Below are 16246 nucleotides of genomic sequence, written 5' to 3'. Positions count from 1 at the left end.
GTGACCCAACCGTTCGCAGTTGCACACCAAGGGGCGTCGAATTCTCAATATCGATACAGGTTCGAAAAATCCGGATAACAAAAGGAAGGGACGTCCACCACCCCCACTTGGAGGGTTTTGGCACCCCTTCTGAATCCCCGTACGGGATTTTTTTCCGGAAAATGGGACGGCGGGTACTGCAGGCGAAAGCGGATAAGGGCGGAGACACCGGGATGCGCGCTCAGGAGGTGGCGGGGCCACTGCTCGCAGGAACGCCACCATCCGTGGACACCTCACCGAGCACGCCGGGACGCCAGCTGCGGCGGCGCCCGCGCGGCACCACGACGGCGACCAGGGCCACCAGCAAGACGACCCCTGCGGCGCCGCCCACGACCGCCCATGCGCGGTGCTCGGCGGAGTCCGATGCGGGGGCGGCCAGCCGGAACGGCTGCTGCGCACCTGCGCCGTCGCCGTGGCTGCTGTTGGGCAGCGCGGCGGTGACCGCCGCGGCCGGGTCGACCACGCCCCATCCCACCAGCGGGCTGGGCCCGGCCACCGCGGCATGATAGGCCGTACGCTCCAGCCTGGCGACGACCTGCGATACCGTCAGGTCGGGTCGGTAGGAGCGGGTCAGCGCCGCCGTACCGGCCACCAGCGCCGATGCGAACTCCGCACCACTGCCGGTGAAATAGCCGGATCCGCCCGGTCCGATGCTCATCACACTCTCCCCCGGCGCCGCAAGATCCGGCGCGGTGCCCGGTGCCTGCGCGCTGACGACCGAGCCGTCAGGCGGTGCGAGCGAGGCGACCGCCAGCACGCCGGGCAGCGCCGCGGGGTAGGCGGCGGGCGCCTTGGTCTCGGTGTCCTGCTGCTCGGCGTATGCCGGGGCGACGATGAGCACGTCCTGCTGCTGGGCGGTCTGCACGGCCGCCCTCAGCGCCGCGCTGTCTTTCGGCAGCGCGATCGGTACGTTCACCACCCGCGCACCGCCCTTCACGGCGGCCTCGATCCCTGCGGCGACGTGCTCGGGCGTGGTGCTGCCGTCGCGCGCGGTGACGCGTACGGCCAGGATGCGGGTCTCCGGGGCGACCCCGGCGAAGCGCGCATCGTCGGATTTCCCCGCGGCGATCAGCCCCGCGACGAACGTGCCGTGACCGACGCAGTCCGTACCAGCCGATCCGCCGGAGACCACATCCGGCCCCTCGGTGACCCGTCCGGCGAGCGCGGGCGAGCCCTTTGCGTCCACGCCGGTGTCCACCACGGCGACCGTGACCCCCGAGCCTTCGGTGAGGTCCCAGGCCCCCGACGGGTTGAGGACCACCTGCTGCCACGGCGGCGCGGCGGGCCGCTTGGTCGAGGGTTTGGTGCACTTGGCGCCCTGGAGGACGGTGGGGATCTGCGGGAGGGTGGTCCCCTCGTCGGTCCCCGCCGCGGCGGCGCCGGGTACCCCGCCGGCCGTCCCGGCCAGCACCAGCCCCGCGACCACGGCCGCTCGCACGCGGTGCCGGCCTCGGGTGTATCGCGTGACCTCCGCTTGAGGCGCCGCGACCTCCACTGCCGTCTCCGGTGCACCCGCTGTGCCGGTCGCCCTGCCCTCCGTCGGCCGCGCCGTACTACGAACTCCGTCCCGCCCCATCATCTCTCCCGCCCGTCCCGATGATCTCGCGCGCTCGCTCCGACGGAACGAGGCGTCCTCCCATACATACAAGTTTGCTCGGCGCGCACCACCTACAGATGGGGGGTTTGGCGCGAGTGGTGCGGCCAGTGGCGAGGGGCGGCATCCCCCAGATGAAGATCACGCCGCCGGGTGCTGGAGAGGTCCTGGTGCACCTCGTCGGATCCGGGGCATGCCACACCGACCTCGGAGTGTGGCCACGATCACCGCTGTGGACCCACTGCCCGACCAACTGGCGTTCTCCGCGGAGCCGGGGCCACCCATGTCATCGACCCGCCCGGGACCGACTCGGTCGCAGCGGTCCTCGACATCGCCCGCGCCGGTGCCCAGTACTCCGTCGACTGCATCGGCCTGCCCGTGACCGCCCGTCAGGTCCCGGAGTGCCTGCAGTCTTCCGGCGTGTACGCCAGCGTGGGCTTCCAGGACCCGGACAACGAGATCACGATCGACCAGGGGCATCTGCCGTTCGGCCGGTCGCTGGTGGGCGTGATGGAGGAGAACACGATGCCCGGCAAGTTCATCCCGTGGCCGGCCGATCTCCACCAGGAGGGGAGGTTCCCGCTGAGCCGGCTGATCAGCACCTTCCCGTTCAGGCGGATCAACGAGGCCATCACGGCAGCGCACGGCAGGGACGGTGGTCGAAGCGGTTCCCACCTTCGACGAGTGAGAAGTACGCGACAGCAGGACGGGCCGCCCGGAGCGCCGGATGCGCACCGGGCGGCCCGCTGTCACAGCCGGTCGGTGGCCAGGTCCTCCGGCAGCAGCCGACGCAGGTCCGTCACCCCGGCCTCGGGCATCCGGCTCAGCCGCCCCGCCTGCCGGGTCACCATCGACTCCATGACCTTCCTGGCGAAGCGCGCATTGCCGAAGTCGGCGCCGCGCGGCGTGGTTGTGAAGAGATGCCGCAGCCCGTCCACCGTCTCCGGTACGCACTCGTACCCGTCCCTGGTGCACTGACCCAGCACGATGGAGACCAGCTCGTCGGCTGTGTAGTCGTCGAAGTGCACGGTGCGCGAGAAGCGCGAGGCCAGGCCCGGGTTGGAGGCCAGGAACCGCTCCATCTCACCGGAGTAGCCCGCCACCACCACCGCGACATCCTCGCGGTGGTCCTCCATCAGCTTGACGAGGGTGTCCACCGCCTCCTGTCCGAAGTCGTTGGCCGAGCCTCCGGCCGGAGTGAGGGTGTACGCCTCGTCGATGAACAGCACGCCGCCGCGTGCCCGCGCGAACATGTCCCTGGTCAGCTGCGCGGTGTGCCCGACGTAGCGGCCCACCAGATCGGCCCTGGCGACCTCGACGAGCTGCCCGCGCGGCAGTACGCCGAGCGCGCCGAGCAGCTCCCCGTACAGGCGGGCGACGGTGGTCTTGCCCGTGCCGGGCGGCCCGGCGAAGACCAGGTGGTGGCCCACCGACGTGGCGGGCAGCCCGGCCGCCTGCCGGCGCCGGGCCGTCCCCAGCAGGTTGACCATGGCCTCCACCTCGGACTTGACGGCGGCCAGGCCGATCATGCCGTTCAGCCTCTCCATGAGGGCGTCCAGCGCTCCGTTGTCCTGCTGGACGGCGGCGGCGCCGACCGCAGCGGCAGCCTGGTCGCCGACGTCCAGCGGCATGAACGTCGTCAGGTCCGTCTGCGACACCTCGACCATCGAGGCGAGCCGGAACGCCTGCCGGTCGACCATCTCCTCGAAGACCTTGCGGGCCGCGCGGGCGTTGCCGAACGCTTCATTGCGATGCATCCGTTCGAAGTGCGCGGCAAGCGCCTTCTCGGTGTCCTCCTGGAGGGTGTAACGGTGCGCGTCGCACTGCCGCCGGACGATGGTGACCAGCTCCGGGACGCTGTAGTTCTCGAACTCGATGGTGCGGCTGAAGCGGGAAGCGAGGCCGGGGTTGGACGCCAGGAAGCTGCTCATCTGGGCGGTGTAGCCCGCGGCGACGACCACGATGTCGTCGCGGTGGTCCTCCATGAGCTTGACGAGAGTGTCCACCGCCTCCTGACCGAAGTCCGGTCCCCCGCCGCCCTCTTGGGCGGTGAGGGTGTATGCCTCGTCGATGAACAGCACACCGCCCAGCGCCTTCTCGAAGACCTCGGTGGTCTGGATGGCCGTACCGCCGACGATCTTGGCGACCAGGTCGGCGCGGGAAACCTCCACAATGTGGCCCGAGCGCAGCACGCCGAGGGTCGCGAGGATGCTGCCGTACAGGCGGGCGACGGTGGTCTTGCCGGTGCCGGGCGGCCCGGCGAAGATCACATGCCGCGCGTTGGTCGGCACCGGCAGCCCGGCCTCGCGGCGTCGCTTGGAGAGCCGGTTGAGATTGACGAGCGTGTTGACCTGCTCCTTGACCGCTTGCAGCCCGACAAGAGCGTTCAGCTGCGCGAGGCCCCCTTGGGGGTCGTCCGCGGCATCTCCGCCACCGGAGCCCTTTCCGTCCCGCCATACGTCAGGATCCTGGTTGCCCGAGCTGGTCAGATCCTCGACGGTGGTCTCGCCGTCGGGCGCGGTCTGCCGTACTCCGGCGCCCTGGTTGTCCGTGGTGGTGCAGCCGATCACCTGGACGGGCCGGCTGCCCTCCAACCGCAGTCCGTCCCCAGCGTTGCCGGTCAGCTCACAGCCGTTCAGCGCACCCTGTGCCTGACGCCCTATCAGGACTCCGTTGGCGCGCCCGCCGCGCACCCGGGTGCGTACGGCGGTGAGCTCCGCGTCCTTCTCCAGCGCGACACCGTCGCCGCCACTGCCAACCACCTCACAATCGAGCAGCGTGACGGCGCCGCGCCGCCCGACGAGCACTCCGGCCCGCGCCGCGTCCCGCACGGTGGTGCCCTGGAGGGTGGGGTGCGATCCTTCGGTGATGTGCACGCCAGCTTGCCCGGCCCCGATGACCTGACAGTCCTCGAACTGGCCCCGGCCGCCGTCGCGTACGACCACGGCATGCCCGGTGGCCTCTGTGACGCTCACATGGCGCAGCACCGGGTCGGCGCCTTCGGCCACCACGATCCCGGGGCCACCGGCGCCCACGACCTCGACGCGGTTCAGGCGGGCGGACGCGCTGCCGCTGATCGCGATGCCCTGGCCCGCCGGGCTACGAACCGTGAGCCGGTTCAGCGTGGGCGCCGCAGCCTCCTCGATGACCACGCCGGAGGTACGGGACCGGTCGACCGTGCAGTCGGTGAAGGTACCGCGGGCATGCCCGGCCACGACGATGCCGTGGCTGCCGGAGCGCTCCACGACCATCCGCTGCAGGACGGGGTCGCTGTCACCGGCGAGCGTGATGCCGTGGCCGGAGGTCTCGCGCGCGGTGCAGTCCGCCAGTTCCACCCGGGAGGTGGTATTGATGTGGAAGCCAATGAAGGAGTCGCGGACCTGGCAGCGCAGAATTTTGGTGGCGGTGTCCTGTTCCAGGGCGACAGCGGGTTTGCCGGTGCCGGAGATCACGCAGTCCTCGACGGTGCCGCGGGAACGGCCGTTGCTGAGGACTCCGTTGCCGCGGGCGTCGCGCACGGTGCAGCCGCGCACTACTAGAGCAGCGTCCTCACCGATCACCAACGCGGACGTACCGAGCCGTTCGAACACGCAGTTCTCGACGACACTGGGGGAGCTCGAAACGTCGACGACGCCCGCGCCCGCGCGGTTGGTCACCCGGCAGTCGCGCATCGCCAAGGAGCCCTCCTCACGGGAGAGCAGCGCCGTCCAGGCGGAGCCGATGATCTCGCAGTCGTCCATGGCGGCCTGGCCGCGGGGCACGTCGACGACGGGGACCTCGTCGTCCTCGCTGCGCAGCCGCAGGCCCGAGAGCTTGATGGCCTCGGCCAGCACCTGGACGGCGCTGCCCGTGCGCGGGGCTATGTCCACGACGGAACCCGGTTCGTGGGCGACGACGGTGACCGTCTTGGTCACCACGAGGTTCTCCTCGTAGCGGCCGGGCCGCACACTGATCATGGCGCCGCTGCGGGCCGACTGGATTGCTTCTCCGATGGTGCGGTGGCCGTCGACCCCGTCCGGGTCCACGATCATCAGCTGGCGCGCCAACGCCGTTCCCCCTTCATGTCGATCGGATCGGCGCCCGTGCGTCGGGCGCCAGCGTCGGGAAACCGGTGAGGAAGTGCGACCCGTCCCGTCGGGTCGGCACGGTGAGGAGGGGAGTGTGGCCCGGTCGACCGCATTGGTGTCTGCGCGCCGACTGGTCGCGCGGGCGTGGAAAGGACGCTACAAGCCGACAGCAGATGGGCGAATGACGCCATCCGCCACCGCTGCTGTGGGTGACGGATGGCAGCCGTCGCGGGCAGTGTACGTCGAAACCGTTCGTGTGGACGCGAGTTGATCGTTTCCGTAACCTCCCGCAGCGGTCGCACCGGTCCGCCCGCCGCCCTATTCACGCCGCTCCCCGAGATCTTCCGGCTGTCGTACGGGCTGGTCGTGAGAGGCAGGTACGACGGCAGGGAGGGTGACGCAGGCGACGGTGCCGCCGTCGAGCGACCCGCTCTCGATCACGAGTCGGCCGCCCATGCCTTCCACCAGCCCCTTGGTCACATGCAGCCCCAGGCCTGAGCCGGCGATCTTCGTGCGTTCTGCGCCCAGCCGGTCGAACGGCACGAACAGCCGGTGCTGAAGGTGCTTGGGTATGCCGGGTCCGTCGTCAGCCACCACGATGCGCACCTGTCGTGCCGAGGGCTGCTCCGCCCGCAGCACCACGCGTCCGCCCGCACGGTTGTACTTGATCGCGTTGGTGGCCAGGTTAAGCACAACCTGTCGGATGCGCCGTTCGTCGCAGTTGGCGGCGGGGCTGCCGTCGGGCAGCTCGATCTCCACCGTGACGTCCGCGTCCCGTGCGGTCGTCGACACCAGACCGTGCACATCGGTCAGCAGCGGTCCGATCGACACCGGCCGCGGGCGCAGGTGCAGTGCCTTGGCCTCGATCGCCGCGACGTCGCTGAGGTCCTCGACGAGGGCGACAATGTGTTTGGCGGCACCGGCCATCCGGTCCAGCGCCTCAACGCTGCGCTCGGGCGAGAGGGTGCCCGACCGAAGCATCTCCCCGAAGCCGACCACCGCGTGCAGCGGGGTTCGGATCTCGTGCGCGAGGGCCGTCAGGAACTGTGACTTTGCCTGGCTGGCCTTTTCGGCGGTCCACCGACTGGCGACCGCAGCGGCCCGCGCCTGGCGATCTTGCTCAGCGGCCTTCCGGTCGGTCTCGTCGACCACGTTGACGTACCACAACACGATGGCGCCGCTTGAGTCATGCACGGCGGAATAGGTGGTGGACGTGATGAGCGGGGCGCTGCCCGCCATGTTGAAGCGCAGCTCGACATGGCAGGCGTCGCCGCGCGCCACGCCCAGCTGGGGCAGCGTCGCGCGGTCGTCGCGGTGGACGAGTTCGCCGAAGGACCGGCCGACCAGCTGGTATGCCGGTACGCGCAGCATCCGGCACAGGGCGGGGTTGACGCGGCGCAGTTGGCCATCGAGGTCGAGCAGGGCCATGCCTGCGGCGTTGTCGTCGAAGACTCGGCAGAAGCGCTCCTCGCTCTGGACGAGGCTGCCAAAGATTCTGGAGTGGTCAAGGGCGATAGCGCACAGGTGCGTGAACCGCTCGACCAACTGCCGTTCGCGCTCGGTGGGGACGTGCGGGGCCTGATGATAGACCGAGATCGTCCCCAGAACCACGCCTTCCTGGTCGATGATGGGGGTCGACCAGCACGCCTGTACACCTGCCATCTGGGCCATGGGCCGGAAGTCGTTCCACAGGTCGCTGCGGTCGATGTCGGAGACGACGACCGGTGCGGCATGGTAGGCCGCGGTGCCGCACGAGCCGGCGCAGGGGCCGATGTCCATGCCGTCGACGGCCTCGACGTAGGCGGCGGGGAGGCTCGGGGCCGCGCCGTGATGCAACCGCTTCGTGCGTTCGTCCAGGAGCAGCACCGAGCACCTGGCTTCCGGGAGCAGTTCCTCCAGCGTGCTCGTCACCGCGTTCAGCGCCTTGGAGAGATCGGCCCGCATCTCGGCCTGCCGTGCCAGCAGGCGTGGGCCGTCGTCGGGCGGGGTCATCGTCTCGGGAAGTCGGCATGTCCGGGCAGAGGGAATGTGTGGGGGCAGCCATATCACGGCTCGAACTTGTATCCGACACCTCGCACGGTGCGCAACCATCTTGGCTTGTATGGGTCTTGCTCGAGCTTGCGGCGCAGCCGGTGGACGTGCTGTGTGACGGTGGCCGGCTCTTGCCAGTCGCTGGAGGAGTGCCAGACGTGTTCCAGGAGCTGCGCGCGGGTGAAGACGCGGCGCGGCGCGTCGGCGAGGAAGGCAAGGAGGTCGAACTCGCGGGCCGCGAGGTCCACGAACCGGCCGCGTGCCGTGACGGTCCTGGTCAACCTGTCGACCACCAGCTCCCGTATCTCGCGCTCCGGCGGCTGTCCCGGGGCCTGCGGCGCCTGCTCCGCATCGCCCTCCGAGCCGTCCTGCCGCCCGCTGCGGCGCAGCACCGACCTTACCCGCGCGGCGAGTTCGGCCGGGGAGAAGGGTTTCATCACGTAGTCGTCGGCGCCCAGGTCCAGGCCAATGATACGGTCGGTTTCGCCGGTACGGCCGGAGACCACGATCACCGGGAGGTTCCCCGACCGCCGGATGTGCGTGAGCACGTCAAGGCCCGCCAAGAGTGGCAGAGTCAGGTCCAGCAGCACCAGATCGGGCCGGTCCCGCTCGACGGCCGCGAGGGCGGCGTGCCCGTCGGACACCGCCGTGACCCTGAACCCCTCCGCCTCCAACTGCCAGCCCGCGAGTGTGCGCACGTCTTCGTCGTCGTCCACCACAAGGACATGAGAAGTAGCCGTTGTCGGCATCAGTCCCTCTCCGTTTCTGCGCTCAACGCGCCTGCGCGAGAGCCCCACGGCGACTTGATGCATATGTCTCGTCACTGAAGGATCTACTGGCGGGCGCGGCCGGTAACTTCACACATCGGCATGGAGATCGATAACCGGCTCGCGACGGCATCGAAATCTCACGATGCGGACGCCGGATCAAGATCCGACTCTACTTCGAACCCCGTCAATTCGAGCGTTCGATTTTCACTCTTTCGAGTGACGCGCGCAGGTCGAGCCCAGCCTGGTGAGGGGCCAAAAGAGACGGCTGGGCGCCCGCCCGGTACCGCCCGGCCTGGGGTGAACAGCTTCGGCAGGACCGACTGTCACAGCAACTCCGTACGCATGGGGATTCCCCGAATATGACGTGTGTGAGAAGGGCCCGGGCCCGGCCGTGCCGCTGACACTCGCAACTCTCCAGCCCACCGCTCACGTCCTGCTGACGTTCCGCTGACGTTTTGCTGATGTCCATATGAGCCCTAAGCAAGTCCGTGAACGAGCAAACAGGCACTGGGGGTTGCTTCGCCGGTCGGCGGCAGACCACTGAGACGCTCGATGTCCACCACGATGGCCGTAAAGACGTGTTTGCAGGTGGGCCTTGGGTAGCGGCAGCGGCGCGGTCTCTCACCCACATCGCCGTCGTACTGCCCGGATTGCTCGCCCGCGCGATCCGCACAGTCAGAGACGGGACCTGCTCACCGGAACGGGGACAAAGGGACAACGGACACCTCAACAACTGCATCGGCCTTTGGAAACAGCCCTGAGCATGCCCCCTAGGGTTCTCGTCCTGGCTGACCGGGCGTATCGCGGAGCCGGCGCGACCGGAGTGTGAATGCCCTCCTGTGGGCTCTCGGCGAGCATGCCTTCGCACACCCGAAGCAGTGGCAGATCTTCAGCAGAGCCCGGTGCAGCACGAGTCATTGAGAAACACTCACTTTGGCATCCACCGACTCCTCGTTAAGCAACTCTTGATGATCCGTTACGAGAGGTGTGAGGAGCGAGGTCGATGGTTCCACTGTGAAATCGAGAGCTGCTGCCACCGTTGGCGCCGCGCTGGCCGACGGCGCCGCGCTCCAGGGCGACAAAGCCTTCCTCGTGATGACGGCCGCGTCAGGCGAGCTACGAAGCATCGGCTGGGCGGAGATGGACGCACGAGCCACTCGCACGGCCCGTCTGCTGCGCTCGCTGGGGCTGCGGGTCGGCGACCGCTTCAACGTGCACACCACCAACTGCCCGGAGTTCTTCGACCTGTGGTTCGGCGCCGCCCGGCTCGGCGCGGTACTCGTCCCCACCGACCCCCGGTGCACCTCCGACGAACTGGCCTACGTGCTTGGGCGCTCCCGTTGCCATCTCACAGTCACCCGGCCTGAGTTGCAGGAGGTGGTCGCCCGTGCGCAGGTCCAAGCCCCCGACTGCGGGCATCTGCTCGTGATCGGGGACAGCGGTGACGAAACCTTCACCGCGGCGCGCGATGCACAGGCCGACGCCCCGTGGGATCCGCTGCAGAACCCCGAACCCCGGCCAGAAGACGTACTGGGCGCGCTGTGCATCGCAGAACCGGGGCAACAGCCGAAGAACGTGCTCGTCACTCATGCCACGTACCTCGACGTCGGTCGCACTGCAGCCGCGCACCTGCGCATGGGCCCGAACGACCGGCAGTTCATCGCACTGCCGCTGTCGGACCACGACACGCAGTGCCATGCATCGATGTCGGCACTGGTCAGCGGCGGGTCCATCGCGCTGGTCCCGCGCTTTTCGGTCGCGCGCTGGTCCGCCCAGGCCGGTGCGATGGGAGCGACCTTAGCGTGCTTGGTCGCGGAACCAGTCCGCCAACTGTGTACGCGGGGTGTGCGCCCGGCCGACAGCGCGCACACCCTGCGGGCGGTGACCGTCACCCAGCCCGGCGCCGAGGAGTATGTCGCGCGCTTCGAGGAGCAGTTCAGCGTGCCTGTCGTCAGGGGCCATGAGCGACCCGCCCGTCAACACCGGAGCACGACCCGCACGACCCGTACGTCCTGACCCCCCCGCCCGCCCGCACTTCACCGGAGAACCCGATGGCCACGCGATTTCAGCCAACCACCGACACCGCATCCGAGCCCACCGCCGGCACCGAGTTGGCGTTCCCCTTCCGCCCGCCGTTCCGCCGGACGGAGCCCCTGGCGGCGCAGCAGGTCCTCGAAGCGGTCCGGCAGCAGTGCCATCATGGCAACGCGGCCCTGGTCCACGCTGCGGTCTTCGCGGCACACGATCGGGCACCGTGGTGATCGACTGCGGAATCGGCGCCGCCCGGCTGTGGGTCACCCTGGCCGACGAGCTGGCATTGGACGACGAGGAGGCCGCGACTCGCCTGGCCTTGCGCGTGAACACCGGGAACGACGTACGGGCCCATGGGGTCCGTGTCTGCCCGGACCTCGACACCGCGCTGTTCGCGCTCAGCGGCGACCGGGCCGATGCCGCAACGGCGTTGGGTCCGCAGGCACTGATCGCCCAGAAGCTCCCGGTCGGCGGCTGTGCTCCGGTCGCGCTGGCCGGTGTCGTACTCGGCATCGCCGCCCCGCAGCCGGTCGCTGCTGGGCCGGACAGAGGTGTACGTGTATGAGCGTCATCGAAAGCGGCCCGGCAACCCTTCCTGGAGAGAACCCGGTGGTCACCGACCGCACCACCGTCTTACACCAGCAGACAGCGCCGCGTACGGTGCCCACACCGGCGGCGACCGCAACGCAGCCCAGTTCTCTGGGCGTGCGCGGCGCCGCCAGCCTGCAGGTAGGCCTGAAGGACGGCCGCAGGGCAGTCAGTACCGTCTTCACGTTCTCCGGGCTCTCCGACCGGGGCGAGCATCTGGCTCTGTCCTTCGGCGATGCCGCGCAGCCCAGCAACGACCGCGCTCCCTTGGTGGGAGTGCATATGCAGTGCCTGAACGGCGAGGCGCTGGGCTCGCTTCACTGCGACTGCGGCGACCGGCTCCAGGACCTGATGCAGGACGTGTGCGATGCCGACGGTCTGCTGCTGTATCTGCGGCACACAGGCCGGGGCACCGGATGCTACGGCGAATCGGACGTCTGCCCGCGGCGCGCCGGGAAGCCAGTCACCTATGACTCCGGTCGGCCGCCAGGTCGATCGGAGGCGGACGCGGACTGCACACTCGCCGCGGAGATGCTGGCCACACTCGGGCTGCCGCGGATCCGGCTGAGGACCGACGACCCGCGCTTGGTCCGTGGTCTGGTGCGGCTGGGGATCACCGTCGGCCAGACGGTGCGGCCGGGCGCACCGACACCCCGGCGGAAGCTCAACTGTTCGCAGGAGCAGGGGGATTCGGCTTCCCTCGACACGCTCGTGACGCCGCGCGAGTACGACGTGCTGCGGCGGGTGGCGCTCGGCCAGAGCAACCCGGAGATCGCCGCTGCGCTGTTCATCTCCCGTAACACGGTCAAAGGCTATCTGCAGAACGCCCTGCAGAAGCTCAACGCGCGCAACCGGGTGGAAGCCATCGCCAAAGCACGCGAACTCGGCATCCTGCTGTGAGCCAGGAGCATCCTGCCCGAGTCGTCCGGACACCACCCACAGGCCCTCGATCTTGGCCTGTACTCGGCCGACGGCACCACCGAGATTTCCCGGGGATACACATGACGGAAGACTTCGGTACCCAGATTCGTACAAGTGAGAGCGTACCTGCCGGCGCGCAGCCGCTGTACGAACAGGAAGAACACTTGGCGGGGCTGCACCGGGTCCTCGCCGAATGCCTCACCGGGACGACCCGTTTCGCGGTCGTCTCGGGCCCGGCCGGCTGTGGAAAGACCAGGCTGCTGCGGACGTTCGCCGCCCAGGTCGTCGCCTCCGGCGCCGTCTACCTGGGCGCCACGGCGTCCCGGGCCGAGCACCTGGTGCCCTTCGGCGTGCTCTCCCAGCTCTTCCGCGACGCCAAGAGCGCCTTCCCGTCCGCAGGACCCGGCATTCCACGCCTGGCGGACGGGGGCACCCTGGGCGGCGAGGATGTACAGACCGAGGCCTCCCCACTGTCGGCCGGTGTCGTCAACGGCGTCTGCCTGCCGATGGTCGACCTCGTCGAACACAGCCGTCGGCCGGTGGTGATAGGGATCGAAGACTTCCAGCACGCCGACGCCGTGTCCTTGCAGTGTCTGGCCGCTGTGGTGCGCCGGCTGGCCCGTACGCCGCTGCTGATCGTGCTCAGTGAGTCCTCCGACCGCTCCTCGGCCGACACCGTCCTACAGGCCGGACTTCCGCCGGACGCGTACGCCCGCCGGATCCGTCTGCGGCCGCTGTCGCAGGACGGCGTGGTCACCCTGCTCGCCCGGCACCTGGGTCCGCACCCCGCGCGGCGCCTTGCAGCGGAGGCGTACGCGATCACTGGCGGGAATCCGCTAATCCTGCGAGGCCTGATCGCCGACCAGCACAGGACTGAAGCGGCGTCCCCCAGCCTCATCGTGGACCATGGCTTCAACGAGGCACTGCTCGCCTGCCTTTACCGCTGCGGCGCCCAAGCCCTCGCGCTGGCCAGGTGCACGGCGCTGATGGACGACTCGGCAACCCCGCGCCTCCTCGGCCAGCTGACCGGCATCGAAACCGAGTCCGTCATCCGCACCATCAGCGCCCTGAATTCGGCTGGCATCCTGGCCGCTGGCACGTTCCGTCATCCGCAGGCCCGCGCGGCGGTCGTCAATAGCATGGCGGCCGAGAAACATGCGGAGCTGCGCGCGCTGATCGCCGACTCCCTCTACCAGGCCGGAGCGCCGCCGACCGCCGTCGCCCGGCAGTTGCTCGCCGTCGGCCGCGTGAGCGCCGACTGGGCCGTACCGGTCCTGGTCGAGGCAGCCACGCAGGCGCTGCACGACGGCGAACCGGACCTGGCGCGCGACTGCCTGCTGCTGGCCCGGGAGGCCGATACCGACGACGAGGCGCTCAAGGCTGCCCTGATGGCCACACTGTTCCAGACGGAATGGCGGATGGATCCGTCTGCGGCCGTCCGGCGGCTGCCCCCGCTCGCCGACACGGCGCGATCGGGGCTCCTGACCGGTGCGCACAACTCGATCCCGGTCCATTCACCGCTGTGGTTCGGCGATGTCGGCTCGGCCGTCAGCTCTCTGACGGACATCTCCGCGTCGCCGCAGGCCCAGGCCCGGGTCCCGGAGACACTTGCCCTCATCCACTGCTCGCGTCTGTGGATGAGGGTCACCTACCCCGCGGTGCCCGCCGGGGTTGAGTCGCCCGCCGATACGATCGGCCAGGTGCCGGAGGGGACACCGGACGCGCTGGCCTCGCAGCTGCGCGGGGCGGTGCTGCTGAACGACGTCTTCACCCGCGGCCCCGACGCGGCGGCGGCCGACGAGGCCGAACGGCTGCTGCGCAGGTACCGCCTGGGTGAGCGAACCGCCGCCGCGCTGGTGGCGTCCGTCCTGGTCCTGATCTTCGCGGACCGGCTCACGGAAGCCGAGCGGTCGTGTCAGCGTCTGATCGCCGAGGCGACGGACCTCTCAGCCCCGACCTGGCGCGCGCTGTTCACCTCGTTGCTGAGCGAAGTCGCGCTGCAGCAAGGAGAGTTCGCCGATGCGACCGAGCACGCGCGGACGGCTCTGACGATGTTGTCGCGCAAGGGCTGGGGAGTGGCGATCGGCGCCCCTCTGAGCGTGCTCCTGAACGCCCACACCGCGCTGGGAGAGTACGACGCCGCTCTGGACACGCTGGAGATTCCCGTGCCCGACGCGATGTTCCAGACCCCGGTCGGCCTGTTCTACATGCTCGCCCGCGGGAGCTACCACCTCGCCACCAGCCAGCTCTCCGCCGCACTGGACGCTTTCCTCACTGTCGGCACGCTGACGCGGAAGTGGCAGATGGACTTCCCCGCACTGCTGCCGTGGCGCGGCGGAGCGGCGGAGGTGTACCTGCGGCTGGGACGCGCCCAGCAAGCCCGAGATCTGGCGCATGAGCAGCTGGATCGGTGCGGGCCACGACACGGCCAGGCGCGGAGGGCCGCGCTGGAGGTGCTCGCCGCGGCGCGCAACACACCCAGCACCGTGTACGGGGAGACGGCGAACCGGCGGGCGCAGATGCTGCCGCTGGGCGGAGCGGGCCTGCGTGACCGTAAAGGCGGAGAGGCCGAGTCGCTGCCGCTCCTCAGCAGTGCCGAAAGCCGGGTGGCGGCGCTCGCCGCGCGTGGGCACAGCAACCGCCAGATCGCCCGTCGGCTCTGTATCACCATCAGTACGGTCGAACAACATCTGACCCGGGTGTACCGCAAGCTCAATGTGAAGCGGCGCACGGACCTCCCCTCCGATCTCTGCCTCATCGGCTCTCCGCCCACAGGCGGGCCGCCGGACCTCGAACCGTCGGCTTACCGACACCGGATCGCCTGACATGCGCACGGCTGTGTACCGTCGGAGTCGGGTTCCCGACTGCTCCTGTCGAGGTGTCTGCGCGCCCGCGCGTAAGGTCACGAATCCGTCTGGCCCCCACGTTCCTCGCCCGGTTCGCAGACGAAGCCATGCCGGCGGCCGGGGCGCTGCTGGCGACGTATCGCACCGGCAGGGCATTCAGGTGCTGAACCCGTGGCTGGCGTCGCATGGGCCGACCGCACCATGTGACGGCAGCCTGGCCGGACGGGGTGCGGCGGCCACGACTCTTCCACGCGGAGGCCTGGGGTGCTTCGGCTTCGGTCTCTGAGGGGTGAACACCACCACGTGGAAAGGGTGGTTCTTGAGACTCCACTCCCACAACCACAACCCGCCCATCCGGACCTGGATCAGCTCACGCATCTGGTCCTTGACCTACCACCACATCCACGCGACCCAGCCCGGGCCAGAGGCACCAGTCTCAACAGGGCGATCCCCACCGCGGCAAGCTGCACGATGGGCGTAGCTCGCCGTCCAGCGGAGCCCCGCCGACGAACCACCCGAAGACCACGGCTCCCTGCTCCAGGCCGCCTTCGAGCTGATTATCGGACTTAATCTGCGCCACGCTCATTACCGCTTTGGTGGCCCCGCAATGGGGCGCCCGGCCTCTGGGGTTGGCATGTCTTCCTCCTTGTCGATCGCATGTCTTGGGGGGGCACCGCCTCGGCAGATCGCTGATCAGGGGCCTGGCCACCGGCCTTTCCGTAGGCCGGGGGGCTCTTCGTGATGTGGATGCAATGATCGGTGCCGCGGGGCGGCTGGGCGAGGACGACCGGGGGAAGCACGCGATCGACGTCAGCGATATCGGCGCCTTCCTCGGTCTGGGCGAGGCGATTCCAGACGGCGTCCTGCTGAGCGCGAGCGAGTTCACCGTCGGTCGACAATGGGCGGTGCATGCACATATCGGTGCGCATGATGTTCGCCAGGACCAGAGCATCGCCGGGGTCGGACTTCTTGCGGGAGACACTGTGGCGGTCGCGGTAGCGGACCGCGATGAGCGAGCCATCCACGAACCCCAGCCCGCCCCATTGCCTTGGCTAAACCCATAGGGCACCCTCCCTCCCCTTCGCTCCGCGTGACACTGCTGGGTACCCCGGGTACCCCGGGTACCCGCCACCTCTCCACTCCCCCGTACCACGCTGCTGCCGGGTACCCGGGGTACCCACCACCGTCGGCCGCGGCCCGGTACTGGGTACCCGGGGTACCCGGACCTCACACCGCCCTCCTGCCGGGTACCCGGGGTACCCGCCGCCGTCTAAATCTGACGCCGGGTACCCGGGGTACCCGCCGCTGTCGAGATCTGGCGCCGGGTACCCGGGGTACCCGCCGCTGTCGAGATCTGGC

The 16246-nt window shown here is 69.5% G+C and carries 9 protein-coding genes and 2 pseudogenes; 6 read left to right on the top strand and 5 right to left on the bottom strand.

Features of this window, described 5'->3' with window-relative positions; all coding sequences use genetic code 11:
• Positions 1-220 precede the first annotated feature (220 nt).
• The gene (locus tag ACIOHC_RS39315) at positions 221-1477 is read right to left on the bottom strand and encodes a S8 family serine peptidase (RefSeq protein ID WP_351081811.1); all 1257 of its coding nucleotides are present in this window, start codon (positions 1475-1477) and stop codon (positions 221-223) included.
• A gap of 309 nt (positions 1478-1786) precedes the next feature.
• Between ACIOHC_RS39315 and ACIOHC_RS39310 the strand changes: the two are divergent.
• A pseudogene (locus ACIOHC_RS39310) lies at positions 1787-2134 on the top strand (zinc-binding dehydrogenase); the annotation flags it as partial.
• Between the two features lie 248 nt (positions 2135-2382).
• On the opposite strand, the gene ACIOHC_RS39305 reads toward ACIOHC_RS39310, so the two are convergent.
• The 3 genes from ACIOHC_RS39305 to ACIOHC_RS39295 form a co-directional block, all read right to left on the bottom strand.
• A complete protein-coding gene (locus tag ACIOHC_RS39305; protein WP_401846346.1) occupies positions 2383-5679 on the bottom strand; it encodes a right-handed parallel beta-helix repeat-containing protein in 3297 nt (1098 codons plus the stop codon).
• Between the two features lie 339 nt (positions 5680-6018).
• On the bottom strand, positions 6019-7692 hold the full coding sequence (locus ACIOHC_RS39300) for an ATP-binding protein (protein WP_351081815.1): 1674 nt from the start codon (positions 7690-7692) through the stop codon (positions 6019-6021).
• Positions 7693-7745: 53 nt separating this feature from the next.
• The gene (locus tag ACIOHC_RS39295) at positions 7746-8480 is read right to left on the bottom strand and encodes a response regulator (RefSeq protein WP_401846344.1); all 735 of its coding nucleotides are present in this window, start codon (positions 8478-8480) and stop codon (positions 7746-7748) included.
• A 1035-nt stretch (positions 8481-9515) separates the two neighbouring features.
• On the opposite strand from ACIOHC_RS39295, the gene ACIOHC_RS39290 reads away from it, so the two are divergent.
• The 5 genes from ACIOHC_RS39290 to ACIOHC_RS39270 all read left to right on the top strand — a co-directional run bounded on the left by ACIOHC_RS39290 (position 9516) and on the right by ACIOHC_RS39270 (position 14866).
• Entirely contained in the window at positions 9516-10517 is a 1002-nt protein-coding gene (locus tag ACIOHC_RS39290; RefSeq protein ID WP_351081819.1) for an AMP-binding protein, read from the top strand.
• Between the two features lie 35 nt (positions 10518-10552).
• Entirely contained in the window at positions 10553-10762 is a 210-nt protein-coding gene (locus tag ACIOHC_RS39285) for a hypothetical protein (protein WP_365692705.1), read from the top strand.
• A complete protein-coding gene (locus ACIOHC_RS39280) occupies positions 10756-11097 on the top strand; it encodes a hypothetical protein (RefSeq protein WP_351081823.1) in 342 nt (113 codons plus the stop codon). The genes ACIOHC_RS39285 and ACIOHC_RS39280 overlap by 7 nt, the downstream gene beginning before the upstream one ends.
• Complete coding sequence (locus ACIOHC_RS39275; RefSeq protein ID WP_401846341.1) at positions 11094-12020, top strand: LuxR C-terminal-related transcriptional regulator; 927 nt, start codon at positions 11094-11096, stop codon at positions 12018-12020. Before ACIOHC_RS39280 ends, ACIOHC_RS39275 begins: the two co-directional genes overlap by 4 nt.
• Before the next feature lie 101 nt (positions 12021-12121).
• Complete coding sequence (locus ACIOHC_RS39270) at positions 12122-14866, top strand: AAA family ATPase (RefSeq protein ID WP_365692709.1); 2745 nt, start codon at positions 12122-12124, stop codon at positions 14864-14866.
• 866 nt (positions 14867-15732) lie between these two features.
• On the opposite strand, the pseudogene ACIOHC_RS39265 reads toward ACIOHC_RS39270, so the two are convergent.
• Positions 15733-15915 (bottom strand): annotated as a pseudogene (locus ACIOHC_RS39265) (IS110 family transposase); the annotation flags it as partial.
• Positions 15916-16246 lie beyond the last annotated feature (331 nt).

It is taken from the genome of Streptomyces sp. NPDC088252 (assembly GCF_044740965.1).
In the GTDB taxonomy this organism is placed as follows: Bacteria; Actinomycetota; Actinomycetes; order Streptomycetales; family Streptomycetaceae; genus Streptomyces.
This window is presented reverse-complemented; position numbering and strand designations above follow the sequence as displayed.